Here is a 24,232-nt window from a genome sequence, read left to right as displayed (position 1 = left end):
TACCGGCACAGAAGGCCCGATGCATATGCGCCTTGTCGTGCCGCTCACTGGTCACTGATTTACGTCCCTGAAACCGTTTCCCTCACATTTTTCCGCAAATAGCCAACTTTATCATTTTTCACCTGCGGATTTGATCTCTTTGAGCTCATTGCCTTCAAACATCAGGCTATAGTAGTACGTTTTACCATAGGAGGTAACGGCGATAATCCATTCTTCGATTTTCATAACCCGTATTCTTTCATCGGATACCACACGGTCGATATAGCCGATTATTTCTTTTGACCGGGGCTGGCCGCATTTTAGCAGAACTTCATGTTTCAAATCGCCTACGGAAACGATTTCATTTCCAACCGTCAACCCAAATACATGGTTTCCAATTAACAAAAAAACCAAAAAAGTTAATCCTATGAAAAGACTCTTTTTCATAATCAACCTCCTTTTGGATTTAAGCGCTTTTTTTGAATGCAGATCTACCGGACAACCTTGGCCAGGAAATGATGAACGTCTGACTCATTCGCCCGGGCTGGGAACATCTGCTTCACTCACGTTTTGTTTTTCAGCTATAGACGTTGACCAAGATCGGTCAGATCGATCGGCTTCTAACCCCTGCTGAACCGCTCCTTGTACCGGGGTGTACGAAAGTTCCGTGAAGATCGCAAAATGATCCGACCCTATTGGGGGCAGTCGTTTCATGGACTTCAAGGTAAAGTGCCGGCTGTGGAATATGTGATCCAATGGCCAGCGCACAAATGGATATCCTGCGTGAAAAGTGTTGAACATTCCGCGGCCTACCCGCGGGTCTATCAACCCGCTGAGTTTTCGAAACAACCGGGTCGTTGGCGACCAGGCGACATCGTTAAGGTCACCCGTGACGACGATCGGTTGATCGCTGTCAACGATGCTCCGTGCGACAATCACCAACTCAGCATCACGCTCCGAAGATTCCGGATTTTCGGTAGGGCTTGGTGGTGCAGGATGTAAAAAAATCATCCGCACCGCGTCACCCGTGCGCAGCTTCAACAGGGAATGCATAGAAGGGACGTCGTCTTCCACTAAAAAATTGATCTCGGATTCATCAAGAGGCAGACGTGAATACACATGCATTCCATATAGATTGTCCAGGGGGCATTTTATGCTGTAAGGCATTTCAGACGCTAAGGTGTCGAGTTGATCCTGCCACCATTGATCAGACTCCAACGTTACAAGAACATCCGGATGGTGTTCATTGACGACGTTGAGCAGCGCCTGTGCGTTATGGTTGGGTGTAAGCACATTGGCTGTCATAATGCTGAGAAGTCGGTCAGGATTGCTGTCCTTCGTCGTTTGTACCTCCACGGGCCAAAGGCGCGTGTATGGAGCAATCCACCACGACTGCCAGACAAAGCACGCAAGTGTTAGTGAAATGAGTGCCCAGCTGGTTGTCTTCCCAAGATCGGGAAAAAGAAACTGACCAAGTAACAGAATTATTGCCAAAACGGCAAATTGCAACCGCGGAAAATCCATTCCACGGATTAGCCAATGCGGGTGACGCCACAACGGTAACAGGGTAATCGCAATAAGGAGTATGGTGATGAGGAAAATTGCTGCAAACAATTGAATTGGCCTTGATTCAGCGTTTTGTTTATGATTCCGGGTTTTATGCTGTAATGTATCATTCACGAACGCCATCTGACCATGGTAACTTGCTTCCCTGCTGGCTCGTATAAGAGATCAGGTGAGCGCTTCAGCATCGCCTGCATTTGTCTTCTTCGATATATATCGGTTGGTTATCTCCCGAACGATTAATCCAAGTGTCGCCGCCCCAATCGCGATCAGCAGCGTATCGAATGGAATACGAAAACGTATTCGCGTGAAGAATATCGCACTGACAAAGGCGTTTCCGAAATAAATAAGATAGAGAATGGCCTCCGAAGACGATATAGGGCGCTTTTTGTACATCAAAAGTCTCAAGGCGGCCAGGAAAAGCAATGGATAATAGCTTAAAAACATGATGATATCTCTTGTGTGTCTTCCCTCTGTCTTGACATATAGCTGATTTCGGAAGTTGAAGTAATTCAGAAGTTTAAAAAAATAGAGATTGATGGCCGCTCGTGGATTTTCGCGTATCCAAGAAATGGCGTATTGCCTGAGTCGAACGTCTTTCTCTTTTTCGCTCAACGCTTTGGTCGCTTCCAGATAACGGGAAATATCCACATTGACACCCGTGTTGGAACCTGCGTTCTCGGAATTTCCAAGAAGAAGATTTATCCCCGAATTCGTCGAAACAGGTGTAAATCCGCCAAGGACGCAGGCATTGCGAATGGTCCAGGGAACGACAACCAATGCTGCGAAAAGCAGGAACAACGTCACTTTGTTGGGGCTGGCCTGAGTGATATTGGTGTCTTCAATTGCGACATCAATAATCTCGTAATGGGTGAGCCGCCGACCGAAGGTTCGTGTCAGGCATGCAACGCTTTCGATCAGTGAGGTCGGCTCCCGCCTTTTGTCAGCTAATGCCGTTTTATAACCGTCCCGTCAATTTTCAGGATGAAGTTCAGTGTGATAGTTGTGATAGTTCCCTCGATATCACTATTGAGCGTGGCAGGTCTGAAGCAGGTATGACGATTACCTTCCGACACTTCGGGGCAATTAATTTTATGTCATTAATGTTTAAAGGTAAATGATCGATCGGGATGTTTTCTTTTTTCACAAACGCATAGCATGGAGGTGCAGGGAAGATGATTACCCCAATTGCATCATCGACCACGTTTATGTCGCTACGTTCAAAGGTGTCCTGGAATGGCGATCCTGGATACTGGCCCTGTCCGGCAAGGGATGGCGGCGACTGTCTGGATCTCCATCGGCCAACGAGGCCATGCCTATTAAATGGTTCGAGACGATTGGACTGATAAACCTGACCAGCAGGTATTTGTTGTTGCACCGCTATGAGAAACCGCCGGTACGGAGCACGTACGCCCGGTGGTGTGAAAGGGAGAGGCCGTGAGGCCCCCCTCTACTCGATTACTTGACCTGCCCTTTAATGGGCGACCCCGCCCCGGCAACATTGTTTCTAAATACCATGGAAAACTTAAAACTGGTAATAAATATGCCTGCAAATACAAAGATTATTCCGGTCAAATGGTAGTGCATCAATTTTTCATCCAGAAAAAGAACCGCCAGAATGGTGCTGAACACCGGCATGAGATGAATAAAAGGCCCGGCCTTATTGGCTCCCAGTTTTTTTATGGCCCCGTTCCAGAAGAGGAATGCAAGCACCGAGGCAAACAGGGCAACATAGCCGATGGTCATCACATTGGGCAATGTTATGGGAAATGTCTTTCCCAAGGCAATGTCATGGAGAAAAAAGGGAACCAGGGCAAGTACTCCCACTATATTGATGCTGGCCAGATAGGATATCTGGTGCAACTCCCTGGGCGCCTTTTTTAGATTGACGGAATAGGTGGCCCACAGCAGGGTTGCAAACAGGACAACGATATCTCCCCGGTTAAATTCCATGGCAAGGAGTATGTCCAGGTTCCCCTTGGACATCAGGTACAGAACACCAAAGAGGGAAAGCAGGATCCCCATTGACTGGAAACCTGTCAGTCTTTCCCTGTATACCGCCTGTGAAATCACCGCTATCATGACGGGGATGGCAGAATTGACCAGGGATGCATTGATGGCGGTTGTTGACTGCAGGGCTATATAAATCAGGGTGTTAAAGCCCGTAATGCTAATAATTCCCTGGAAAATTATGAATTTAAGGTTCTTCTGAATGATTTGCCGGTCCTGTTTCAATGGTTTCAGGGCAAATGGTAAAAGGATCAATAGGGCAACGGCCCATCTCCAGAAAGACAGGCTGATTGGAGCGATCTCAGTGTGCATTCCCCGGCTCAGGACAAAATTCCCCGACCAAAAAAAGGCACTTAGTATCAACATAAGGTATGGCATTATTTTTCTTTACAACCCGTTGACGCAATCTATTGTTGGAAGGGGCCTTGAATGGCCCCTTGGCGGAATATGATGGATTAATGAACCGTCATGCAAAAAGTTGATTTTTCGGTTTTCAAGTTCCGGTGCCTGTTTGCAGCATCCTTGACCAGGGGTAAAAAATCCCGCCCCTGTTTGCCGGAGAGTGTCACCCATTCCTCTTCAATGGCTTTCAGTTTTTTCCGGGCTTCAGCCATAGCGGCAGGGACCAGTTCACCTCTTTTGATGCCGGCCAGATCAACCGCATCGGCGCTTAAGGCATATCCAGCACGGGTCGACCGGTTGACCATCTGCTGAAGCTCCAGGCCGACTTCCTGGAAAACTTTCTGAAGGTCTTTGGGAAGTTTGGTAAAAAATTTTTCATTGACCACGGTCACTGAACTCCTGGTGGGGGAAATCGGTATCCGGGTAAAGTATTTGGCGATCTTGGCCAGGCCGATGGAATACCCAAAATCCATGGGCAGGAGCGCTGCATCAATTGCGCCGGCCAACAGGGCCGGTGCGGCTTCGGAACCGGGCATGCTGACCGTGCTGGCGCCCAGGGCCTTCATTCCCCTGGCCGGAAGATACCCAGGGGTCCATATTTTAAGACCTTTGATATCATCCAACGTCTTTATTTCTTTTTTGCTCCAGATGCCGTTGCAGGGATCCCATTGGGTAACAAACCAGAATTTCAGGCCGATTTTGCCCATGGTCTTGTCATAACAGGCCCTGACTTTGGGGTCATTGTAGATGTCCAGTTCTTCACTGACCCCGGTGTTGGGGTTCATATTGACGATTCCGGGTATTTCATCCCAGTTCCATAAGGGGTAGATGCCTGAATGATACACCATGTGAAGATCACCGGCATCGGCCTTTCCCCTGGCAACATCCTGGATGATATCTGTTCCGGGAAACCTGCGGGACACGCTTTCCATTTCAAGGCGGCCGTTGCTTCTTTCATGAATCATTTTTTCCATCTCACCGCCTGGCCGAAAAATTTGAGACGCCCGGGATTTCGGCCCCCACATATCGTTCCAGGCAAACCGAATGATATGGACGTTATCATCTGCGGCAAAAGTTGGAACAGAAAAAAATAATCCCATTGCCATCGTTAAAAAAATTAACATTCCTGTCGTTTTCATATGGATATCCCTTTTTTTTGTCCTTGTTTTGGTGGCTTTTAATCATTTGAATACACGATCATTTCTGATACTGAAAATACAGCAAAGAGAGGGGGTCTTGAATGGACAAAATTATAAAAAAGATGGATAAAACTGGATTTAAGATTTATTTTTCTTTAGAATCGATTAATTTTTCATAGAAAAATGATGGTGAATTAAATGATTGACAGAAGCGTCCACAGTGCCGGGATTGTTGACCCGGACCTGCTCTGTATGAGACCCGTTGGTCTGCGCACCTTTGATTCTGACTTCCTGGCCATTACCATTTCAGGCGAGGCCCTGTTCATCTTCAAGGAAAAAGGGCTGAGTTCCGTGATAAAACAGATATCCATGGTTTATGTGCCGAAAGGAAAACAGCACCTATACGATCCCCGGGACCGCAAAACCTGGAGAAATTACTGGGTTCTGTTCAGGCACGATGCGGTAGAAAATGGATTTAAGAACCTTTTACCGACCCCCGGGGTTACACGTTTAAATGATTTCGGCCCCCTGGAAAATCACTGGAACCAACTGGTTCTATGTACCCTTGAAAATAATGAATCCGCCGATGAACATGCCTTCTGTCTCCTGCACAATATTCTTTATGAGATAAGCAGGCAGGCCGTCACATCGGATCTCAATAAAAAATCATCTTCCGTGCAATATGCCCTTGATGCCATGCACAACAACCTGCGTGAAGCAGAGCTGAATTTTGAAAATATTGCCGCCGGTCATGGAATCTGTGTGAATACACTTAGAAAAAAGTTCAAGCGGGAAACCAACGTCTCGTTGCATCAATACTTTATCGGGCTAAAAATAAATGCAGCCAAGATCATGCTGTCCAATCTTTCTTATCATATTTTTGATATTGCAGGTTTCCTGGGCTTTGAAGACCCCTACTATTTTTCCAGGCTCTTCAAAAGCAAGACAGGCGTCTCGCCCAAAAAATACCGGGAATCCCTGAAAAAGGGTGTTGATTCCAATGCATCTATGCTGCGATCTCCGCCTTTTGGATGATTCCGCTATTTGAGCGTTTTCCCGGATATCCTGTTTTTCTATAAAAGCATCCTGATGCGGTTCAACCCATTAAGGGTTGCCGACCGTTGGGGCAAAGGCGGGCTGATAATGACGGGATCCCCGACTGCTCGGGGACAACACTGATTCAACTGATCTTTTATGGGCTTTTTTCTTCAGGGCGCTTGGCCTTGATTATAATATCTGAGATAAAAACAATTTGGTTCTGTCGTTTTCAGGCGCGTTGAAAAAGTGCTCGGGCGTGCCGGTTTCAATGATTTTTCCATTGTCCATAAAGATCACTTTATCGGCAACTTCCCTTGCAAAGCCCATTTCATGGGTCACGCAAACCATCGTCATGCCTTCTTTGGCAAGATTGACCATGACTTCAAGTACTTCGCCGATCATTTCCGGGTCCAGGGCAGAGGTGGGTTCGTCAAAGAGCATGATTTTAGGATCCATGGCAAGCGCCCTGCTGATGGCCACCCGCTGCTGCTGGCCGCCGGACAGCATTTTGGGATATACGTGTGCTTTGTCACTGATCCCGACCTTGTGCAACAGTTCCATGGCTCTCTTTTCAGCGCTTTCCTTTGACATTTTCTTGAGTTTCATGGGCGCCATCATGAGGTTTCCCAGCACGGTTTTGTGGGGAAAAAGGTTGAAGCTTTGGAAGACCATTCCAAGCTCCTGGCGAAGCATATTGATGTCGTTGCTTCTGTCATTGATGTCTTTGCCGTCAACGAGAATTTGTCCCTTATCTATTTTCTCCAGGCGATTAATTGACCGCAGCATGGTTGATTTGCCGGAACCGGAAGGGCCGATCACCACCACTTTTTCACCCGGTGTAATGTCAAGGTTAATTTTATTTAAGGCACATAATCTGCCAAAATACTTATAAACGTTTTTTATCTGAATGATGGCGTCAGTCCCTTTCATAATAATTTAACCTTTCTTCCATTTTGCTTACCGCTTTGGATAAAATAAGGGTGATCACCAGATAAACCAAAGCAACCATGGTATACGCTTCAAAATAGCTGAAGGTCACGCTTGCAAATTCACGCCCGCGTCTCAATATATCGGCAACCGCCAATATGGAAACCAGGGAACTGTCTTTTAAAAGGGCAATGAATTCATTGCCCACCGGCGGAAGAATGGTTTTCCATGATTGGGGTAAAATAACCATGAACATGGTTTGGGATTTGTTAAACCCAAGAGATCGGGCCGCTTCCCCCTGCCCTTTGTCAATGGAGATGATACCGGCTCTGAAAACCTCTCCCATATACGCACCATAACAGACACCCATGGCAATGATGGCCGATGGCAGTTCCGAAATCTGGAGGAACTCAAATCGTCCCAGAGCGTAGTAAATGTAAAAGAGTTGAACCAATAAAGGAATGCCCCGTACAATCTCAACATAGGTCGATGCAATGGTATTGATTATTTTGTTGTCCGAGATACGTCCCAAACCTGTGAAGAGGCCTATTATCAAAGACACAACAATGGAGGCAATGGTGACCTGGAAGGTGACCAGTATCCCGTCCGGTAAGAATTTTAACACTTCCCAATACATGTCCGGGTCGATCAGGCACAAATAGATAATACAGCCCACGGCGCCGACAAAGGATATGGACCATGCATTCACCAACCCCTTGTCTTTTTGTTCAGGAATGGCGGCGCCGTCGCCGACCATTATGTTAATGGGATGATCCTTGTCTGCCATTTTGGCACTCCAATCGTTGACGGATCCGTAAAAACGCCGATATCTGCGTCAGGCTTCATCCCTCGTCACTGCGGCGTACCGGCAGAACACCTTCATTCCTCGGGATGGAACATGAATGTTCGACGTAAGGATATAGATCGATTTGCTGTTCGCTCGCACAATCTCGCTTTTGGCGACCCGCAAGCCTTCCTGTCCGGTCTGACCTTTAGCGGGAGATTCCGGCTTTTTTACGAACCCGTCGGAAAAACGACTTTTAACGAGGGCATCGATCATTCAACGTGATGATCTGAATTTTGTGGTTCAAAAAAATAAAATCCCTGGCAACAAAAGGGCTTGCCAGGGATTTCAAACCAGGTCATCCGTTAGAACCATTTCTTGAAAATTCTGTCGTATTCTCCAGATGCTTTTACTTTTTCCAGGGCATCGTTGACCATTTTCAGCTTGTCTTCAGATTTCCCTTTTTTGAAGGCAAATCCCAGATATTCAGGCTTATCTGACTTCAGCAGGAAGGCAAGGGTCAAATCTTGGGAATATTGTTTGTTGGTAAGCGCGTAATCCGCGGCAACCGCGTCATCGCAGACCACGGCATCAGTCCGTCCGTTGTATAAATCTTCTACGGCCAGGCCGATTTCGTCGTAGGATTTCATGGTGACCCCTTTAATCTTTCGTGCCACCAGAAAGCCTGTGGTACCGATCTGGGCGCCGGCTGTTTTGCCCTCCAGATCTGCCTTGGATTTTATGTCCGCTGTTTTTTTTGTGATAACCCCCTGTTTGACTTCAAAATAAGGACTGCTGAAGCTCATTGCTTTTTTGCGGACGTCCGTAATGGAAACAGAGGAGGCAACCATGTCGTATTTACCGGCGGCGAGCCCTGCAAAAATGCCGTCCCAAGCCGTGTTCCGGATGTCAAATTTAATATCACTTACTTTTTCCATGGCAGCCAACAGTTCGGGCGTGAAGCCGGTGATGGCTTTGTCTCTATCGATATACTCCATTGGGGGCCACGTGGCGTCAGAGGCAACGGTGATCGTCGTTTTTGAAAATGCACTGGGAGCGAACATGAACAGGGTCAAAGCAATCATCACACCTTTTTTCAACATAATAAAATAATCTCCTGCTTGTTTAGATAATAAATTGGACTTTATACCAGCAACGTTCTTCTACTCGGCCGCTTTTTTCAAAAGAGATCGCATTATCACATCTTTCATTAAAATAACAGGATGTCTTCGTCAGGCCAGCCGTTCCTGATTCACCGAACCCAGTAATTGTGCAGTATAAAAAGGGGCACCCATTTGTTTCCCTGCTTTGGTCAAAGGTTCAGCTCTGAATTCATACCTCCGCCTTTCTTTTTGCGAAAGACGCGATTGTTTTTAGTATCCGCCTTAATTTGAAAATGCGAATTTTTCACTGAATTTGATTCCGCTGGCTTCTCTTGTTTTAAAATAGCCACGGTCATGACCGCCAATTATGACCCTGATGTGTATAAAATTATGAATTTACAATTGGTTGTATTGGAGGTCATGATGAGGTGAACAATCGATGGAAGCGATCTTTTAAATGACTATTGTCAATCGCTTTTATAACGCTGAAGGACGACAAGATATCGTAAAATAAATAAAGGAAGGCTGGCAATAAACAACGTAAATAACGCACTGCCGATGATTGTAAATACGGTGTCAAACCTTATGGCTAAAACAGAATATTTTCGTATTATTTTAGATCATGTTACGGTGACTCATTTTCCATTTAAGACGATTAGGGTTGCAGCATTTATTCTGGCTTTCGGCCAAACGTTTACAGGGCACCTTCGGTGCCGGATGTTGCGAATTCAGATGGCCTCTTTGTACTTTCCATGCCCGATAATGAGTGACCTTATGCGGTCTGCGGCCAATGCGCATTTGGCATGGTTGATCCTGTTTTCGTGATTCCGTTGAATCAGTGGCCGGACGTTTTCTGGGAAAAGCGTTTAATCTGCGCGATGATCGGATCCACATCCCCCACCCACCACCAGTGATCCTGGCCGTCGAGCTCCACATATTCGCTGCCGGGGATACGACTGGCCATGTAGCGGCCGGCCTTCACACGTATGGCGCTATCGTCCTTGCGATGCAGAATCAGGGACGGCACCGTGATCGCCGGGAGCAGGGAGCGCACGTCTATATCGCGCAGGGCTTCCAGAACCAGGCGCACGTTGCCCGGGCTTGAACTGAGACGCAACAGGGCGGCCCACCACTGCCTCAGCAGCGGATCGTGCCTGCGGCTGGGCGCAAAATAGTCCATGCCCACCGGTCCTCCCCATTCACTCGCCAGGCGCGCCAGCCACGTGTCATACTGCTCGCGGGTCAGAGCATAGGGATAGTTCTCACTTCGGGTGCCCTTGGCCATCGTTCCATAAAGGATCAGGCCCCGGCAGTACTGCGGATACCGGTGCGCATACTGCAGGATGGCCGGGCCGCCTTCGGAGACGCCGAACAGGATGGGGCGCTTCGATCCGGCTGCTTTCATGACGGCGTGGATGTCTTCGAGGGTGCTTTCCACGTGGGGTGGGTCGCCGGTGCGGTCCGACAATCCCACCCCGCGCCTGTCGAACAGGATCAGCCGGCAGAATCCGGCAAGCCGCTGGAAAAAAGAGGCCAGTCCCGGTTCCTTCCACAGATACTCGATGTGGGAAACAAAGCCCGACACGAAAAGGATATCCACGGGGCCGCTGCCCAGCCGTTGATAGGCGATATAAGTGTCGCCGCTTTTGGCGTAGCGGGTTTTGGGGGTAACGGCAGCAATGGTTGACCGGCCGGCGTGCCGCTCGGCGCGGATGGCATTGTAAAGGTCCACCGTCTGCACCTGGGGCTGGGCATTCAGTTCGACCTTGAGCATCCGTTTGCACATGCCATACTGCCGCATGGCGGCGGCGTTCTCACCGGTTTGAACGTAAAGCTGCATCAGGCGCCGATGGGTGGGCTCGTGCAGGCGGTCGAAGGACAATCGCCGCCGGGCCGCGGAAATGGCATCCGGAAACCGTCCCTCGGCCTCATGGGCCGCTATCAGTTCATCAAGCGTCTGCATGGCCATACGCTGCCAGTGCTCGCGCTGGAAGAACTGCCACTCATCGAACTCGATGCAGTCGGCAAGATTGAACCCGGCCATGAAATCCCCGCAATACAACTGCGCTGCTTCCGACAGGCGCGATAACCGCTCCCCCTCGGTATGGGGATCGTCTTTCAGCATGCCTGCGTTTTCCTCAAAGGCGTCCACATCGGTCCACAGGTCGGCCTCGGGATGGATGCCGATGGATTCGGTGTTCACCTCGAGGGTTTTCTCACCCACCATTTTTTTCAGGTTGTAGACGGTTCGGCGCAGGTCCGCCCGCCCGGTCCGCTGGTCGGCTTCCGGCCAGAACATGGCGGCCAGGGTGTCGCGGGTGTGCGTTTTGCGGGTGACAACCAGGTAGGCCAGCAGGGCCAGGGCCTTGCGCAGGCGAAGGTCCATGAAACGTCCCTGAATTTCGATATGCGGGGCGCCGAAGAGGTAGATTTTAATTTCAGTCATAAATAATTCTTTTTCAAAAATAAAAAAGGACGCCTCCGGGGACGCTGTAAAGGACGTTGCAGGGACGCCCCTCGTTTACCTTGGATTCAAAACCGCGGGAACAGGCTTTTTCCGCATAACAGGGAGGCAATCACAATGGCTGAATTTATCAAAACATATATCCATAAAATCGAAAAACAATTCAAAAAAGCATCTGCAGGCATGCGAACGCTGCGCAGCGGCGGTTCGAATGGCGTGCGGTTGAACGGGACGCGCCTGGTGATCCGCCCGCCCGTTCCCGCCGATGTGAACAACCTGTTGCGCATGCACAGGCGCCTGTCCAAAGAGACCCTTTATTTCCGATACTTGACGCTATACCAGCCGGGAATCAAGGATATGCAGGCCGTTTGCGATATGCCCCCTTCCGAAGGGGCGGCCCTGGTGGCCCAGCGCAACGATACCGACGGTACGATCATCGGCCTGGCCTACTATCGCTTCGACCGCAGTTATCCTGACGGCAGGCCCGAGTTTGCCATCGTCGTCGAAGATGGCTTTCAGGGCCGCGGAGTGGGCAAGGCGCTGCTCAAGCGCCTGTGCCGGAGTGCTGCGGCCCTGGGGCTCAAAACGCTGAATGCGTCCATCCACCCGCAGAACCGGCGTATGCGGCACCTGCTGTGGCGGACGGATTATCCGTTTGATGAACATGAAGCCTCCGATACGGTGGAAGCCGCCATTCACCTGCAACCCGGTCCAGCTGCCGGTCCAAGACGTAGCTTTGGCAATGGGCGCCTGGCGGATCCGTTCGCGGGGCTGGATCTGGAACTGATTTTGTAAAAATAACATATATGAGGATGAATCATGAATACGATAACACAACTCGACACGACACAAACCGATCAGGAGAGAGATGCATTCACCATGCGGATGCTGGATGCAACCACAGGCGTCTTCGATATCTACACCATCCACATCGGCTACCGACTGGGATTTTACACGGCGTTGGCCCGGGGTGCGTCGCTGACGTCGACAGCACTGGCCGGACTGACCGGTACATACGAGCGCTATGTGCGTGAATGGCTGGAGCAGCAGACAGTGGCGGGTATAGTGCGGGTGGAAAATGCCGATGCACCGGCCGGAGAGAGACGGTTTTTCCTGCCCGCCGGTCATATCGAGGTGCTGACCGACCGAGAGAGTGTAAATTTCCTGGCGCCACTGGCCCAGTTGGTCGTCGGCGCGGTGCGGCCGGTGGCCGACGTCATCGAGGCATTCAAAAGTGGCGCCGGCGTGCCGTACAGCCGCTACGGTGAGGATATGCGCGACGGTGTCGGTTTGTTGAACCGCACCATGTTCATGCAGCAGTTGGGCCGCGAGTGGCTGCCCGGCATCCCGGACATCCACGGACGCCTGACTGCCAATCCACACGCCAGGGTGGCGGATATCGGCTGCGGTCAGGGCTGGTCCAGCATCGGCATGGCCCTGGCGTATCCCCATATCCGGGTCGACGGCTATGATCTGGATGAGCCCTCCGTTGCCCGGGCGCGCATCAATGCCCGGCAAGCCGGTCTAATCGGCAGGGTCAATTTTCATGTGCGCGATGCAAGCGATCCGATCCACAAAAAAACGTACGATCTGGTCACCGCTTTCGAGTGCATTCACGATATGCCCGATCCGGTGGGTGTCTTGACTGCCATGCGGCAGATGGCCGCTGAAACCGGCAGCGTGGTGATTCTTGACGAACGCACGGCGGAACGCTTTTCTCCGGATGACAGCGGAATTGATGGGCTGTTTTACGGGTTCAGCGTGATGGCCTGCCTGCCGAACGGCATGGCCGAGCAGCCCTCGGCCCAGACCGGAACGGTCATGCGGCCGGAAACGCTTAAACAATATGCCTTGGCCGCCGGGTTCGCCGGGATGGAAATTCTGCCTGTCGAGCATTTTTTCTTCCGGCTTTACCGGCTGTTTTAGGATCGGCGTGATCTATTCCCAGGCACCATGGCCGTGGTGCCTGGGCTATTTCGTTGTTGTTCGTTGTTGACCATGGAATCATCCTCCTATCATGCTTTCATAGGTTTCAACGGCTTTTCAGACTGTATCTGTGGAGAGCAGGAAAACCCAAATTCGGTGCCAGAAAGGTATACACCTAATTTTTTGCGATTTTGCCATGCAATATGAATGGTGTTGGCGTGCAAAATGCCAACTCGAGCGCTTGCCCTATACCTTCAGCGCGTTGAGCAGCTCATCCAAGACTGCTTTGGCCTCCTTCAGGGCTAAACGGGTATCCGTCGATCGGGCGATCCAGACAGCCGCTTCATCCATGGCACCATTGAGCTGATGAGCCAGGGCATCCACGGGCAGGGGCTTGATGATATGATTGGTTTTCAGTTCCTGGATACATTCTTTCAAAAGGGAAAATCCGCTGCCCTCTATGTTTGAATCCACGAAGCGCACTGTTTCCCACTTTAAAACGGCAGGCGCGTCGATGACGACGATCCGCTGCAAATCGGGATCGGAGCTGGCCTCCAGGAATCCATGGCACCCCTCAACGAGCTGATCCCACAGATCGGAAACCGCCTCGGTCTTTTTCTCGATCCGGCGACCGATTTCCTGCTGGGCCTTGCAGAACACCGCATAGAACAAGCCCTGTTTACCATCAAAATGGTGGTACAAAGCGCCGCGGGTCATGCCGGCGGCCTTGACGATGCGTTCCATGGAAGCCCCGGAATAGCCCTTTTGGCTGAACTCCTTCTTGGCGATGGTGATCAATTTGCGGGTGGTTGCCTTGGTTTGGGCGGCTTTGGTGAGCTGTTTTTTTGCAGGCATTTTCATTGACCTCATTGACATACACGCTGTATGCATTATTGTTTTTTAAATACATACTGTATGTATAACATAGAATGCCAGGAAAGGAAACCACCATGAAAATAAACAGCCTCTATCCGGTCATCTGTACAGACAAAGTGAAGGCATCAAAAGGGTTTTACATTACCCATTTCAATTTTAAAGTCACGTTTGACGCCGGTTGGTATGTGAGCCTGAGGTCCTCCGGCACCCCGGCATTCGAGCTGGCCTTCCTGGATCATTCCCATCCCAGTGTGCCGGACGGCTACCGGCAGCGGTGCAGAGGAATGCTCATTAACATGGAAGTTTCCAACGTGGACAAGGAGTATGAGCGCTTGATGGAAGAAAAGATCCCGCTGGTTCAGGATATCCGTTCGGAGGTTTTCGGGCAGCGGCATTGCATCATCAAAGATCCCAATGGAATTTTGATCGATCTCATTCAGAACATTCCGCCTTCGGCAGAATTCCTGGAGCAGTACAAATGATTTCTATTGAAATAGTTGTTTTTCCATTAAAATATGTTCGCATAGCATCACTGATTCCGTTTTTGTGAGTAGCGACCAACCAATTGATTCCGAAATCTGCAACGGTCAGGGTATACTGCCCTTTGGGGGGGGAGGATGGATGATAGTGGATGGATCCCCGACTACGACTACTCGGGGATGACACAGATTGGCTATATTTCAATTCGATGGCCATTGTGTTCTCTTCGTTTCTGCAGCGTTGGATTCTACTTGTCCAATGCCGTCAGGGCGTCGACCGCGGGAAGGTTTTTCATTCGGCGGGCGCGATCGATGGGGCGTTCGCCTTTGCTGTTGGCGGCGGCAGGGTCACCGCCGATGGCCAATGCGAATTCCAGCCGCTGCGCCACGCCGGGCTTGGTATTCATGGCCACACAATGCAGCAGGGTGTTGCCGGCGTTGTCGACCGCATCGGCATCGGCCCCCCGATCCAGCAGGGCTTTCATCGGGGCGAGGCTGGTCCCGTATCGTGCGGCCAGCAGCAATGCCGTCATGGCCTGCTGGTTGCGGATATCGATGCGGGCGCCATGGTCCAGAAGCAGGGCCAGGGCGGGTTCGGGGTCTTTTTTACTCCAATGGGCCAGGCTGTGGATCGGGGCCGTGCCGTTGCGATCCTGCCGGTTGGGGTCTGCCCCTGCGTTTAACAATACCCGGGCCGGTTCGAGGCAGTCGAGGTGCAGGTGGTTGTAAAACGCCTGCGCGAGGGGCAGAGGGCCGTATTCGCTCGTGGCGGCCACATCGCAGCCTGCGTCCGCCAGGAGTTTGAGGATGGCCAGCTTTTCAGGATCGCAGGAGATCAGCGAACCGATCAGCGGGTTGCCCCGTTTGCTTCTGACATTCACATCGGAACCGGAATCGATCAGCATTTTTGCGATCTTCACATTTTTACGGGCAGCCGCCGCCATGAGCGGCGTTCTGTGCATGCGGTTGCGTATTTCGAGCCCGGCCCCGCGATCCAGCAGCAACCGGACCATTTCGCCGGGATCGGTGCGGCCCTTTTCGGCCGCAAGAATATGCAGGAGGGTATCTCCCCGGTAGTCCTGCAGGTTGGGATCCGCCCCGCTGGCCAGCAGCAACGGCGCCACTTCGTCGCGTACGTAGGGCGCATAGGCCGTTTTGACCAGCGGCGTCTGGCCGTGCCGGTTCTGGTGATTGATGTCGGCCCCAGCCTGCAGCAGCCCGTCGAGCAGGGGAGACATGGTTTCGGCCTTGTATTTGACGATGCCGTGCAGGGCGGTGTCGCCTGCATTGTCGGCCAGGGTGGGATCGGCACCCTGCTCCAGCAGGAAAGGAACCGCCCTGCTGCAGTCAAAAGCCGCAATTTTAAGCGGCGTCTCCCCCCGCCGGTTCCGGAGGTTGACCTCGGCACCGGCCTTAAGAAGCATCTGCATCATGGCCAGTTTGTGGTCCCGGCACAGTCGCATGGCTGCCTGCAGGGTGCTGCCTTTTTTGTCTACCGCATTGGGGTCGGCCCCCTGACTGAGATAGTCGGCCGCTTCCTCCATACGCCCGGAGCGCAGGGCATCCAGCAGGCCCGCATCCGGTGGCAACTGCGGCTTGCCTGTCCGTTGCCCGTCAGGGGGGCTGTCGGACTTCTCCGCCGTCGTCCGGTGCAGGTCCGGGCAGCGGGCCACCATGGCCGGATCGTTGGCTGCAGCGCGGATCTTTTTTCTCAGGCGAGGCGACGAGTGCAGCCTTGCAGGCGACTCATCCTTATCGTTTTTGAGAAAAACGCAGGCACCGCCGGCAAGCAGGACATCGACCAGCGGTTCCTCCTGAAAGATGAGCGCGTAGTGCAGCGGCGTGTTGCCATGGCGGTCGAAGGCATTGGGATCGGCGCCATGGTCGAGCAAGAGCCGTACGGCGGCATCCAGGCGCTTCGTGTCCACCGGCGGGCGCTTGGTGGGGCCTTCCGGCCAGGGCCCATAGGAGTGGATGACGGCATGCAAGACCGGCGAGACCCGATCCCCGTCAAAGGTGACGCAAGTTTTGGACAGATCCGGCTCCAGGGCCAGTTGTTCCTCCAGAAGCGCCACGTCGCGTTCATCGGCCAGCAGGTCGCAGAGCCGGGCATGCCCGGGGTCACGGGTTTTCATGAGCAAGCGCCGGGCGTCATAAATTTTTCGGTCTTTGTAGTCGGAGAGCCGGCTGGCCTGTTCCCTGGCAGACCGGCGAAGTGCCCGGTACAGCGGTTTATCCCTGGGCTTCAGGGACCAGCCGAACGTCCAGAGCCCGGCCATGACAGCCAGGCTCAAGAAGGTATAGGCGATAAAGGTTATGCGCTTGCGGCGCCAGGCCATCACAAGCCCGATTACCGCCACGATTCCCCGAATCGCCAGGAGCGGTATCAGCAGAAAAGCGGTGCCCATGGCTTCCATGCCGGTGCGCGGCAGGGTCAGAAAAGACACCAGGATGACCAGGTCGAGGATGACTGAGAGAATGGTTACGGATTTCATTGCGATTCCTAAGTACACTTCTTTCCCCGGGGGCCGCAAGCCTTGATCCCGTATTCAAGCATGATCAGGTAAATTGTGGCCGCGAGGTAGCCCAGAAGGGTTCCCCAGGCGATTCCCAGCCGTGTATAGAACGCGGCAACGACCAGGGCATAAATCAGCAGCGATCCCAGCCCGCGGGGAACGTTTTTGATGATCGTTCTGACGTGGTCCGTTTCATAGGTGAACTGGACGATGACCAGCAGGGGCAGCATGGTGATGGGAAAGGCCGAAAAAAGACCGGCCCAGCGTGGACCGACCGCCCCGGCCACCGTGGTGATGGCCAGGATGACCAGGGCGGCGAATACGGCCCGCAGAAGGGTTACACTGATGCCCAGGCGGATTTTTTGCCGTATTTTCACATTGGGGATGCGGCGGAAGCCCCAGGCGGCCAGGAGCATGCCGGTGATGGCGATCGAGGGGGCGCTGATCCAATTGACGGGCAGGTATGACAGTGTCCAGGCAGCCAGCCCGTAGGCCGCGATGCCCGGCAGGACGGAAAATGCCAGTGACCGCAGCCGGCCGCGGCCATGGGCCCACCTGATCCCCAGCAGATACCCCCCCACGAAGGCGATGGTGGCCGCCAGGCCGGCGGCGGTAAACAGCGCACTGCGGGCGGCGAAGCGGTTCCCGTTTTCCAGGCCGATGAAGTACAGGCTGATGGCCGCGCCCAGCGGATAGCCGGATACGATGCCGGCGATGCGCGGGCTGGCCCATTCGGCGATCAGGCTGAGCAGGACCACCACCAGGATGGATACCGATACTTTGACGACCGTGAAAAGGCTGAGCTCAATCATGGTGAATACAGCCCGGCCTTGATCGGCAGGTACAGGGAGAGAATCGGCAGCAGCGACAGGATGACCAGGATGACCACATCCATGAGGACGTAGGGGATGGCTTCTTTGGCCACGGCGTCAACGTCGCTGTTGATCAGGTTGGCGGCGGTAAACAGATTGACGCCCACCGGCGGTGTGGCCTGGCCGACCGCCAGGGCCGAAATAAAAATCACCCCGTACCAGACCGGATCGATGCCGAAGGCCTTGAGCACCGGGATAAGGATGGGCATCAGCAGGTAGGAGATGCTGATGGCATCCAGCACCATGCCCAGGGCCAGCAGGAGCAGGTCGATCAGAATGATCATCACGACGGCATTGGGGGCGATGCTCACGATCAGTTCGGCGGCACTGTCGATCACCCCGATGACCGAGGCCGTCCAGGTGAAAATCCCGGCGAAGACCACGATGAACATGATGACCGAACTGGTGACCGCCGCATCCACCAGCATGTCGATCATATCCCGCAACCGGATGGACCGGTAGATGAAAACGGCCACGAACAGGCTGTAGAAGACAGCCACCACGGCCGCCTCCGTGGGCGTGAAGATGCCCGAGTAAATCCCGCCCAGGATCACCACCGGCGCCAGCAGCGCCCAGACGGAGCGTTTAAATGCCTGCCAGAGCTCGGCGGGGGTGCCCCGGCTGGCGATTCCGCGGTAGCCGCGTTTTCTGGACACCAGATAGGCCACCAGCACGGTGCCGGCGCCGGTCAACAGTCCGGGGATGATGCCGGCCACGAACAGGGCGCTCACGGAGACACTGGTAATGTTGCCGTAGATGATAAAGGCGATGCTGGGGGGCAGAATGATCGACAGGTCGGAGGCATTGGCAATGGTCGCGCCGGCAAAGCTTTTCTTGTACCCGTGCTTGATCATGGGGGTCAGCAGGATCATGCCCACGGCGGCGGTCGTCGCCGGCCCGGAGCCGGAAAGCGACCCCCAGAAAATGCAGGTCATGACCGCCACCATGGCCAGTCCGCCGGTGCTTTTGCCCACCAGCAGTTCGAAGAACCGGGCGATGGTCGCCGCCAGCCCGGCCCGGTCGAGGATGACCCCGGCCAGCACGAAAAAAGGGATCGCCAGAAGCGGAAAAGAGGCAATCCCGGAAGAGAAATTGACGCCGAGCATTTCGATGCCCAGGTCGAACTGAAATATGGTCACCACGCCGGCCACGCCCAGGGCCGTCCCGATGGGGACCCCGAGCGTCATCAGGACCAGGAAAACCGAACTGATGAGAAGAATTTCCATCAGGCGTTCTCCCCGTCGAGCACAGCCAGGCGGGCCAGCGTGCCGCGATAGATGCCCCGGAAGACAAACACGGCGAACAGCGGCACCCCTGCATAGTAGATCCACACGGGGATGCCCAGGGCCGCGCTGGTGGCATGAAAGAGGGTCAGCTCGTCGTAGATGGCCTGAACCATGTACCCGCAGACCAGGATGAAGAGCCCGGCGCCCAGAAGGGCGCTGAAGACCACCAGGCTTTTTTTCATTTTCAGGGGGAACAGGTTGAAAAAGGTCACCATGCCCAACTGGGCGCCGCGCTCGAAGGCGATGCCCGTGCCGACCACCGTCATCCAAACGAACAGGTTGATGGTGATCTCTTCGGTGGCACCGATGGAAAAGTTGATGAAATAGCGGCTCAGGACATTGACGAAGGCAATCAGGGCCATGGACATGAGCAAAAGCGCGGCAATCCAATAGTCGGCGCGGATCGGTTTTCCGGATTTCAAAGTGTGCTCCTCAGCAGGTCGTGGGCATTGCTACCGGGCCATATCGGCCCTGGCTTTTTCCACCAGGTCCGTACCGATCTCCCCGGCCCATTTTTCAAGAACGGGGGCCGTGGCGTCGGCAAAAGCCTTCACCTGGTCCGCGGACAGAAACGAGACGGTCATGCCCCTGGATTCCATGAACGCCACCGGATCGGGAACCGCCATGGTGTAGTTGAAGTCGTTTTTGAGCACCGTGAGGGATTTGTCTCCGTCCAGGCCGGCCCGGCACAGTGCGATCTCAAACCGGCCGGAGGCCTCGGCCGATTCCCGGATCGCCTTCCGGATGTCGGCAGGAAAGGCCTTCCACTGCTTCCGGTTCCAGTAGATGACCAACGGGTCCACCAGGTAATTCCACATGGTGGCGTAGCTGTGATACTGGTGGATCTGGACAGGGATCAGCACCCCCACCGGGTTCTCCTGGCCGTCCACCACGCCCTGCTGAAAGGCCGTCTGGGCGTCGCCCCAGTTCATGTTGACCGGGTCTGCGCCGAGCTGCCGGAAGGTGTCCATGAACAGGGGGTTGCCAACGACCCGGATGCGCAGCCCCTTGAGATCTTCCGGTTTTTCGATGGGTCGCTTGCTGTTGGTCACCTGGCGGAACCCGTTTTCCGCCCAGGCCAGCGGCTTGAGACCCACTTTTTCCATGGCCGCGAAAACCGCCTGTCCGGACTGGCCGGCCTTCATCCTGTCCAGGTTCTCGAACGTGTTGATAAAAAACGGCAGGTGAAAGATGTTGGCTTCGGGTATGACCGGCGATACGTTGATGGTCGACTCATAGGCGCAGTCGATGACCCCCTTGGCCACCATCTGGGCGGATTTGAGCTGGGCGCCCTTGAGCAGTGCACTGCCGAAATAGGGCTTGATGTTGATCCGGCCATCGGTTCTTTCCCTGACCAGATCGGCGAATTTGGTCGCCCCGATTCCCCAGTAAAACGACGGGCCCACGTTGACCTGCAGCTTGTACTCCTTCTTGAACCCTGCCGCCGTTGCGGGCGGAACCATGGACGCGGCCAGTGCCATTGCGGCAAGCGCGACCAAGAGCCCGGTGAGCATGCTTTTTTTAATTGTCGACATCTTCTCCTCCTTTGCGTTTGGACGCCAGGCGGCCGGCTGCAGCCCCCCTGCAGGCTGCATTCAACCGGCTGCGGCGGATGATCGGACATCAAAAGAAAACGGGTGGTCTGTCCCCCAATAGAACAGGGCCTCCATGATTTGCAACCGTATAGCGGGTGTCGAGGGGTTTTTTTGCGATGCGGGCAGGTCATTTTCCCAACGCGGCATCATTGATGCGCCGGCGATACGGTCGGCGCCGCGGCAAATGCCACACCCAGACCGGTCAGCGCGGCTTTGCCGCGAACGGTCAGGTCGGTGACAAAGTGAAACTGCTGGCGCGGATCCAGCGGGTAGGCCTTGAGGCGGTAGTGGGTGCCCCACGGTTTTTCCACAACGATCACGTGGATCGGTTGTTCGATCTGCAGAAAGGTGGAGGTCAGGGCCACATCATAGAGGGTGTGCTTGACCTGCGCCGCGTCGTGGCGGGGGTGCAGATAAAAGTCGGACACACACTGCAGGTTCTGTCCACCGTCATTGGCGTTGAAAATAAGCTGGTCCCACAATTTCAGGTGGGGAATGACCACCACGGTGTCGTCGGGGGTGACGATTTCGGCACTGCGCATGTTGATGGCTTTCACTTCGCCGTAGGCCCCGTTGACCTCGATCCAGTCGCCGGGACGATAGGGCATCTCGTACAGGGTCACCACGCCGGCGATCAGGCTGCTGACGTAATCCTTGAAGGCAAACCCCAATGCCAGTCCCAGGGCGCCCAGCAGGACCATCAGGTTGTCGATGGTCGGTTCGATCACGCGGATGACCGTCAGCACGAGGGCGCCGATAATAATCACCAGCCGCAGTACCGGTACCGAGGCCCGGAGATAGGAACGAAAGCGACCGGAAGCCCTTTCGGCCAGCCACGGCAGAAAACGCGAACTCAACACGATCAACAGCCAGGCGGCGACCACAATCAACCCGATATGAACGAGGTTGGCGTGGCTCAAGGTGCGAAAAATCTCGGAGACATTACCCGAACCGTTCATCTGGTTCTCCTAAAATTGATCGATCAGGTAGCCGTTGTCCTGCAGGAACTGGCGGACTGCCGGGTAGCCCCGCGCCGCCACCTGCCAGACGCTATCGACCTGGGCCGCCAGTCCGCTGTCTTCCAGCCGCAGGAGCGTTTCCATCACCTGGCTGGGCGCCAGGGGCAGCAACCGCTGCATCAGTTCAAGCGGCAGGCCGTTGTGCAGAAGCAGGGTGTGCAACACAAAGGCCTCGTCCCGTCCTGCGCCGGACGGAAGCGCAGGAAAGGAGAGCTGGCTCCAGGGAAGCACCCAAACGGTTTGGCCGTCCATCCCGGGAGCGCCTTCATCCGGCGGTTCCTCAGCCAGTTTCTCATCCGGTTCGGTCTGCAGGCTGGCGAGCCAGACCGCCCGGGCAACACCGAGGTTTCCCCGGCTGTGGGCCGCCAGGAGCTGCAGAAAACTGCTGGTCTCTGCGCCAGTGGACGTCTCGGTCTTCGGGGGCTTCAGGACGTAGCGGCCGTTGTCCGATTGGCGGAACAGGAGCTGTCGGTCGCCGGAAGGATCGGCGATCTGCTGAAAGTGGTCGGCCAGCCGGTCTTTGTCGAAGGCCTGAAGGGTCAGCGTGACGGGCAGCCGGCCGCGCCAGACGTGACGCAGAAAGGCCCAGGACCAGCTGTCACAGCCAATGATGCCGCGACCCAAATTCCCGGAGCAGACCCGGTCCAGGAACCGGCGTATCAGGTTTAAGCCCTCTGCGTGACGCAAATAGGCGCGCTCCAGAGCAGGAAAAACCCAGGGGCTGCCCGAACGGCTCTGCCCGGAAAGCCAGGTGTCATCGCCATTCAATATCTGCTCCGTCGAGGGTGGGGGCAAGATCGGCCATCCCTGCTGCTCTGCCCACACCGCCAGTGTCCCGCTGTGCCCGCCATGGGGTGGTCCAACCAGAACAATTGCCGGCCTGTCGGGTTCCTCCTGCTTCAGCCATGCGGTTAGTTCAAGGGTCAGCGCCTCTGCCGAACCGTGCCATTCAGGCGAGGGGGCGACCCGTTTGCTCTGCCAGGCCGGCAGCGCCCGGAGGTTGTCGCTGGCCTTGAAAGGGGATTCCTCCTCCGGTTCGCCGTGAAGAAAGAGGCGCCGAAAGACAGCCAGCCGCTCTCTCACGCTTTCGGTTACCGGTGGGGCAGGGGGGTGGTAATCGGCAATGGGAACATACTGCCAGAGTGGCGGGGCTGTTTTTTCATTTTCGGAATCGGACGTCTTCATCGGCTTCCCATCATGAGGTCAGTGGGCGTTTGTGTACGCAATCTGATCCTGCCTGTCCGGCGGCCCTTAACATCCAACGGTCTCTGGCGGAAGCAAGCCGCCCGACGGTCAACGCCGGGCGCTCAACCCGGCCTGCCATCCGGGGCAGGGGCACCGTTTTCGCCATTCCTCATCCCGACGGTAACCTGGTGCGGGGCCAGTTGAATCGTTTCAAAAGGCATCTCCACCCCGGCGGCGGTCAATGCCTTGAACACCTTCTCGCGCAACTCCAGGCTTTTCCTCACGTGTTGCCGTTCATTTTCGATCCACGCCTGCAGTTCCAGGGTGACGTTGTAGTCGTGGAGCTGGGTCACCACCACTCGGGGCAATGGCTCGACCATGTAGTCGGGATCATCCTGTACCAGTGAGAGCAGGATCATCCGCGTTCGGTCCAGGTCTTCCGTAACCGCCACGGTAACGGCGATATCCAGCCGCAGATGAGGGAAATTGGTATAGGATGTCACGGTTTTATTCATGATCTCGGCATTGGGCACCGCCAGCATCTTGCCGTCGTTGGTCACGATGCGCGTGGTACGCAGTGTGATCCGGTCGACCCGCCCATACTTGCCGTCGATGTCCACCAGGTCGTCGATGGTGAACGGGCGATCCATAAACACCAGGATGCCGGAGATGATATTGGAGAGCGTATCGCGCAGCGCGAACCCGATCGTGAGTCCGGCCACCCCCAAGGAACCCAGCAATGCCGCTGTCTTTATCCCGGCTGCACCGAGCGCGGCGATTACGCCCAGACCGAACATGCCAAATTTTAATATCGTTTCTGCAAACGCGACGCTGGTTTTGTCAAACCGGCGCTTCAGGCGGGGCGTCACGACCCAGCTCACTGCCCGCCAGATCAGGTAAAAGAGTGTCAGGACGATTATGGCGATGATGACACTGACGAGGAGTTCGCCAAGCAGCAAACCCATTCTTTCAATATCGAAATACGAACGAAGGCGGGACAACAGGCTGTCCAGCAATTGTTTCAACATGAAGCCTCCAAGATGGTGTGCCGTTTTGCTAAATCCAAGTC

The 24,232-nt window shown here is 54.3% G+C and carries 23 protein-coding genes; 4 read left to right on the top strand and 19 right to left on the bottom strand.

The annotated features are described in order from the left end of the window. Positions 1-111: 111 nt before the first annotated feature. From DSCA_RS17755 to DSCA_RS17735, 5 genes are all read right to left on the bottom strand, one after another. The gene (locus DSCA_RS17755) at positions 112-426 is read right to left on the bottom strand and encodes a DUF2845 domain-containing protein (RefSeq protein ID WP_155317695.1); all 315 of its coding nucleotides are present in this window, start codon (positions 424-426) and stop codon (positions 112-114) included. A gap of 84 nt (positions 427-510) precedes the next feature. Beyond that, on the bottom strand, positions 511-1,659 hold the full coding sequence (locus DSCA_RS17750) for an endonuclease/exonuclease/phosphatase family protein (RefSeq protein WP_231716207.1): 1,149 nt from the start codon (positions 1,657-1,659) through the stop codon (positions 511-513). A 51-nt stretch (positions 1,660-1,710) separates the two neighbouring features. Beyond that, positions 1,711-2,349, bottom strand: coding sequence for a hypothetical protein (locus DSCA_RS17745; RefSeq protein ID WP_155317694.1), 639 nt, complete (start codon positions 2,347-2,349; stop codon positions 1,711-1,713). A 651-nt stretch (positions 2,350-3,000) separates the two neighbouring features. Continuing rightward, a complete protein-coding gene (locus tag DSCA_RS32960) occupies positions 3,001-3,918 on the bottom strand; it encodes a DMT family transporter (protein WP_269434678.1) in 918 nt (305 codons plus the stop codon). 89 nt (positions 3,919-4,007) lie between these two features. Beyond that, positions 4,008-4,928, bottom strand: a complete 921-nt coding sequence (locus DSCA_RS17735; protein WP_167527840.1) for a TRAP transporter substrate-binding protein — start codon at positions 4,926-4,928, stop codon at positions 4,008-4,010. A gap of 363 nt (positions 4,929-5,291) precedes the next feature. Here DSCA_RS17735 and DSCA_RS17730 point away from each other — a divergent pair, with 363 nt between their 5' ends. Next, positions 5,292-6,128 carry a helix-turn-helix domain-containing protein gene (locus DSCA_RS17730; RefSeq protein ID WP_155317691.1) on the top strand — a complete coding sequence of 279 codons (837 nt, stop codon included), beginning with the start codon at positions 5,292-5,294 and terminating at the stop codon, positions 6,126-6,128. Between the two features lie 192 nt (positions 6,129-6,320). On the opposite strand, the gene DSCA_RS17725 is transcribed toward DSCA_RS17730, so the two are convergent. From DSCA_RS17725 to DSCA_RS17705, 5 genes are all read right to left on the bottom strand, one after another. Beyond that, positions 6,321-7,061, bottom strand: coding sequence for an amino acid ABC transporter ATP-binding protein (locus DSCA_RS17725; RefSeq protein WP_155317690.1), 741 nt, complete (start codon positions 7,059-7,061; stop codon positions 6,321-6,323). Next, positions 7,048-7,845, bottom strand: coding sequence for an amino acid ABC transporter permease (locus DSCA_RS17720; protein WP_155317689.1), 798 nt, complete (start codon positions 7,843-7,845; stop codon positions 7,048-7,050). Before DSCA_RS17720 ends, DSCA_RS17725 begins: the two co-directional genes overlap by 14 nt. A gap of 362 nt (positions 7,846-8,207) precedes the next feature. Further along, positions 8,208-8,945 carry a basic amino acid ABC transporter substrate-binding protein gene (locus DSCA_RS17715; RefSeq protein WP_155317688.1) on the bottom strand — a complete coding sequence of 246 codons (738 nt, stop codon included), beginning with the start codon at positions 8,943-8,945 and terminating at the stop codon, positions 8,208-8,210. 209 nt (positions 8,946-9,154) lie between these two features. Next, positions 9,155-9,310 (bottom strand): hypothetical protein, encoded by a 156-nt coding sequence (locus DSCA_RS17710; RefSeq protein ID WP_155317687.1) that lies wholly within the window; start codon positions 9,308-9,310, stop codon positions 9,155-9,157. 470 nt (positions 9,311-9,780) lie between these two features. Beyond that, the gene (locus DSCA_RS17705; protein ID WP_155317686.1) at positions 9,781-11,391 is read right to left on the bottom strand and encodes an alpha/beta hydrolase; all 1,611 of its coding nucleotides are present in this window, start codon (positions 11,389-11,391) and stop codon (positions 9,781-9,783) included. 135 nt (positions 11,392-11,526) lie between these two features. On the opposite strand from DSCA_RS17705, the gene DSCA_RS17700 reads away from it, so the two are divergent. Together DSCA_RS17700 and DSCA_RS17695 are read left to right on the top strand one after the other, a co-directional pair. After that, positions 11,527-12,204: a GNAT family N-acetyltransferase gene (locus DSCA_RS17700; RefSeq protein WP_155317685.1), complete on the top strand. Its 678-nt coding sequence runs from the start codon at positions 11,527-11,529 to the stop codon at positions 12,202-12,204. A gap of 24 nt (positions 12,205-12,228) precedes the next feature. After that, positions 12,229-13,335, top strand: a complete 1,107-nt coding sequence (locus tag DSCA_RS17695; protein ID WP_155317684.1) for a class I SAM-dependent methyltransferase — start codon at positions 12,229-12,231, stop codon at positions 13,333-13,335. A gap of 246 nt (positions 13,336-13,581) precedes the next feature. Here the strand turns inward: DSCA_RS17695 and DSCA_RS17690 are convergent, their stop codons facing one another. Continuing rightward, complete coding sequence (locus tag DSCA_RS17690) at positions 13,582-14,190, bottom strand: TetR/AcrR family transcriptional regulator (RefSeq protein ID WP_167527839.1); 609 nt, start codon at positions 14,188-14,190, stop codon at positions 13,582-13,584. 95 nt (positions 14,191-14,285) lie between these two features. On the opposite strand from DSCA_RS17690, the gene DSCA_RS17685 reads away from it, so the two are divergent. Next, positions 14,286-14,693 carry a VOC family protein gene (locus tag DSCA_RS17685; protein WP_155317682.1) on the top strand — a complete coding sequence of 136 codons (408 nt, stop codon included), beginning with the start codon at positions 14,286-14,288 and terminating at the stop codon, positions 14,691-14,693. 245 nt (positions 14,694-14,938) lie between these two features. Here the strand turns inward: DSCA_RS17685 and DSCA_RS17680 are convergent, their stop codons facing one another. The 8 genes from DSCA_RS17680 to DSCA_RS17645 all read right to left on the bottom strand — a co-directional run bounded on the left by DSCA_RS17680 (position 14,939) and on the right by DSCA_RS17645 (position 24,191). Beyond that, the gene (locus tag DSCA_RS17680) at positions 14,939-17,185 is read right to left on the bottom strand and encodes an ankyrin repeat domain-containing protein (RefSeq protein WP_155317681.1); all 2,247 of its coding nucleotides are present in this window, start codon (positions 17,183-17,185) and stop codon (positions 14,939-14,941) included. Positions 17,186-17,193: 8 nt separating this feature from the next. Continuing rightward, positions 17,194-18,018 carry a hypothetical protein gene (locus DSCA_RS17675; RefSeq protein WP_155317680.1) on the bottom strand — a complete coding sequence of 275 codons (825 nt, stop codon included), beginning with the start codon at positions 18,016-18,018 and terminating at the stop codon, positions 17,194-17,196. Further along, on the bottom strand, positions 18,015-19,304 hold the full coding sequence (locus DSCA_RS17670; protein WP_155317679.1) for a TRAP transporter large permease: 1,290 nt from the start codon (positions 19,302-19,304) through the stop codon (positions 18,015-18,017). The genes DSCA_RS17675 and DSCA_RS17670 overlap by 4 nt, the downstream gene beginning before the upstream one ends. Then, entirely contained in the window at positions 19,304-19,786 is a 483-nt protein-coding gene (locus tag DSCA_RS17665; protein ID WP_155317678.1) for a TRAP transporter small permease, read from the bottom strand. The genes DSCA_RS17670 and DSCA_RS17665 overlap by 1 nt, the downstream gene beginning before the upstream one ends. A 30-nt stretch (positions 19,787-19,816) precedes the next feature. Next, positions 19,817-20,899: a DctP family TRAP transporter solute-binding subunit gene (locus DSCA_RS17660; protein ID WP_231716206.1), complete on the bottom strand. Its 1,083-nt coding sequence runs from the start codon at positions 20,897-20,899 to the stop codon at positions 19,817-19,819. Between the two features lie 206 nt (positions 20,900-21,105). Next, positions 21,106-21,918 (bottom strand): mechanosensitive ion channel family protein, encoded by an 813-nt coding sequence (locus tag DSCA_RS17655; RefSeq protein WP_155317677.1) that lies wholly within the window; start codon positions 21,916-21,918, stop codon positions 21,106-21,108. Between the two features lie 9 nt (positions 21,919-21,927). After that, the gene (locus DSCA_RS17650) at positions 21,928-23,163 is read right to left on the bottom strand and encodes a hypothetical protein (protein ID WP_155317676.1); all 1,236 of its coding nucleotides are present in this window, start codon (positions 23,161-23,163) and stop codon (positions 21,928-21,930) included. A 122-nt stretch (positions 23,164-23,285) separates the two neighbouring features. Further along, on the bottom strand, positions 23,286-24,191 hold the full coding sequence (locus tag DSCA_RS17645) for a mechanosensitive ion channel family protein (protein ID WP_155317675.1): 906 nt from the start codon (positions 24,189-24,191) through the stop codon (positions 23,286-23,288). Positions 24,192-24,232 lie beyond the last annotated feature (41 nt).

Source organism: Desulfosarcina alkanivorans (assembly GCF_009688945.1).
Taxonomy (GTDB): Bacteria; Desulfobacterota; Desulfobacteria; order Desulfobacterales; family Desulfosarcinaceae; genus Desulfosarcina; species Desulfosarcina alkanivorans.
This window is presented reverse-complemented; position numbering and strand designations above follow the sequence as displayed.

Coding starts and splice junctions, on each gene's coding strand:
- DSCA_RS17755 (WP_155317695.1), bottom strand. CDS start 426: ATGAAAAAGAGTCTTTTCATAGGATTAACTTTTTTGGTTTTTTTGTTA.
- DSCA_RS17705 (WP_155317686.1), bottom strand. CDS start 11,391: ATGACTGAAATTAAAATCTACCTCTTCGGCGCCCCGCATATCGAAATT.
- DSCA_RS17720 (WP_155317689.1), bottom strand. CDS start 7,845: ATGGCAGACAAGGATCATCCCATTAACATAATGGTCGGCGACGGCGCC.
- DSCA_RS17735 (WP_167527840.1), bottom strand. CDS start 4,928: ATGGAAAAAATGATTCATGAAAGAAGCAACGGCCGCCTTGAAATGGAA.
- DSCA_RS17715 (WP_155317688.1), bottom strand. CDS start 8,945: ATGTTGAAAAAAGGTGTGATGATTGCTTTGACCCTGTTCATGTTCGCT.
- DSCA_RS17730 (WP_155317691.1), top strand. CDS start 5,292: ATGATTGACAGAAGCGTCCACAGTGCCGGGATTGTTGACCCGGACCTG.
- DSCA_RS17685 (WP_155317682.1), top strand. CDS start 14,286: ATGAAAATAAACAGCCTCTATCCGGTCATCTGTACAGACAAAGTGAAG.
- DSCA_RS17655 (WP_155317677.1), bottom strand. CDS start 21,918: ATGAACGGTTCGGGTAATGTCTCCGAGATTTTTCGCACCTTGAGCCAC.
- DSCA_RS17645 (WP_155317675.1), bottom strand. CDS start 24,191: ATGTTGAAACAATTGCTGGACAGCCTGTTGTCCCGCCTTCGTTCGTAT.
- DSCA_RS17680 (WP_155317681.1), bottom strand. CDS start 17,185: ATGAAATCCGTAACCATTCTCTCAGTCATCCTCGACCTGGTCATCCTG.
- DSCA_RS17700 (WP_155317685.1), top strand. CDS start 11,527: ATGGCTGAATTTATCAAAACATATATCCATAAAATCGAAAAACAATTC.
- DSCA_RS17690 (WP_167527839.1), bottom strand. CDS start 14,190: ATGCCTGCAAAAAAACAGCTCACCAAAGCCGCCCAAACCAAGGCAACC.
- DSCA_RS17725 (WP_155317690.1), bottom strand. CDS start 7,061: ATGAAAGGGACTGACGCCATCATTCAGATAAAAAACGTTTATAAGTAT.
- DSCA_RS17695 (WP_155317684.1), top strand. CDS start 12,229: ATGAATACGATAACACAACTCGACACGACACAAACCGATCAGGAGAGA.
- DSCA_RS17675 (WP_155317680.1), bottom strand. CDS start 18,018: ATGATTGAGCTCAGCCTTTTCACGGTCGTCAAAGTATCGGTATCCATC.
- DSCA_RS17660 (WP_231716206.1), bottom strand. CDS start 20,899: ATGTCGACAATTAAAAAAAGCATGCTCACCGGGCTCTTGGTCGCGCTT.
- DSCA_RS17650 (WP_155317676.1), bottom strand. CDS start 23,163: ATGAAGACGTCCGATTCCGAAAATGAAAAAACAGCCCCGCCACTCTGG.
- DSCA_RS32960 (WP_269434678.1), bottom strand. CDS start 3,918: ATGTTGATACTAAGTGCCTTTTTTTGGTCGGGGAATTTTGTCCTGAGC.
- DSCA_RS17670 (WP_155317679.1), bottom strand. CDS start 19,304: ATGGAAATTCTTCTCATCAGTTCGGTTTTCCTGGTCCTGATGACGCTC.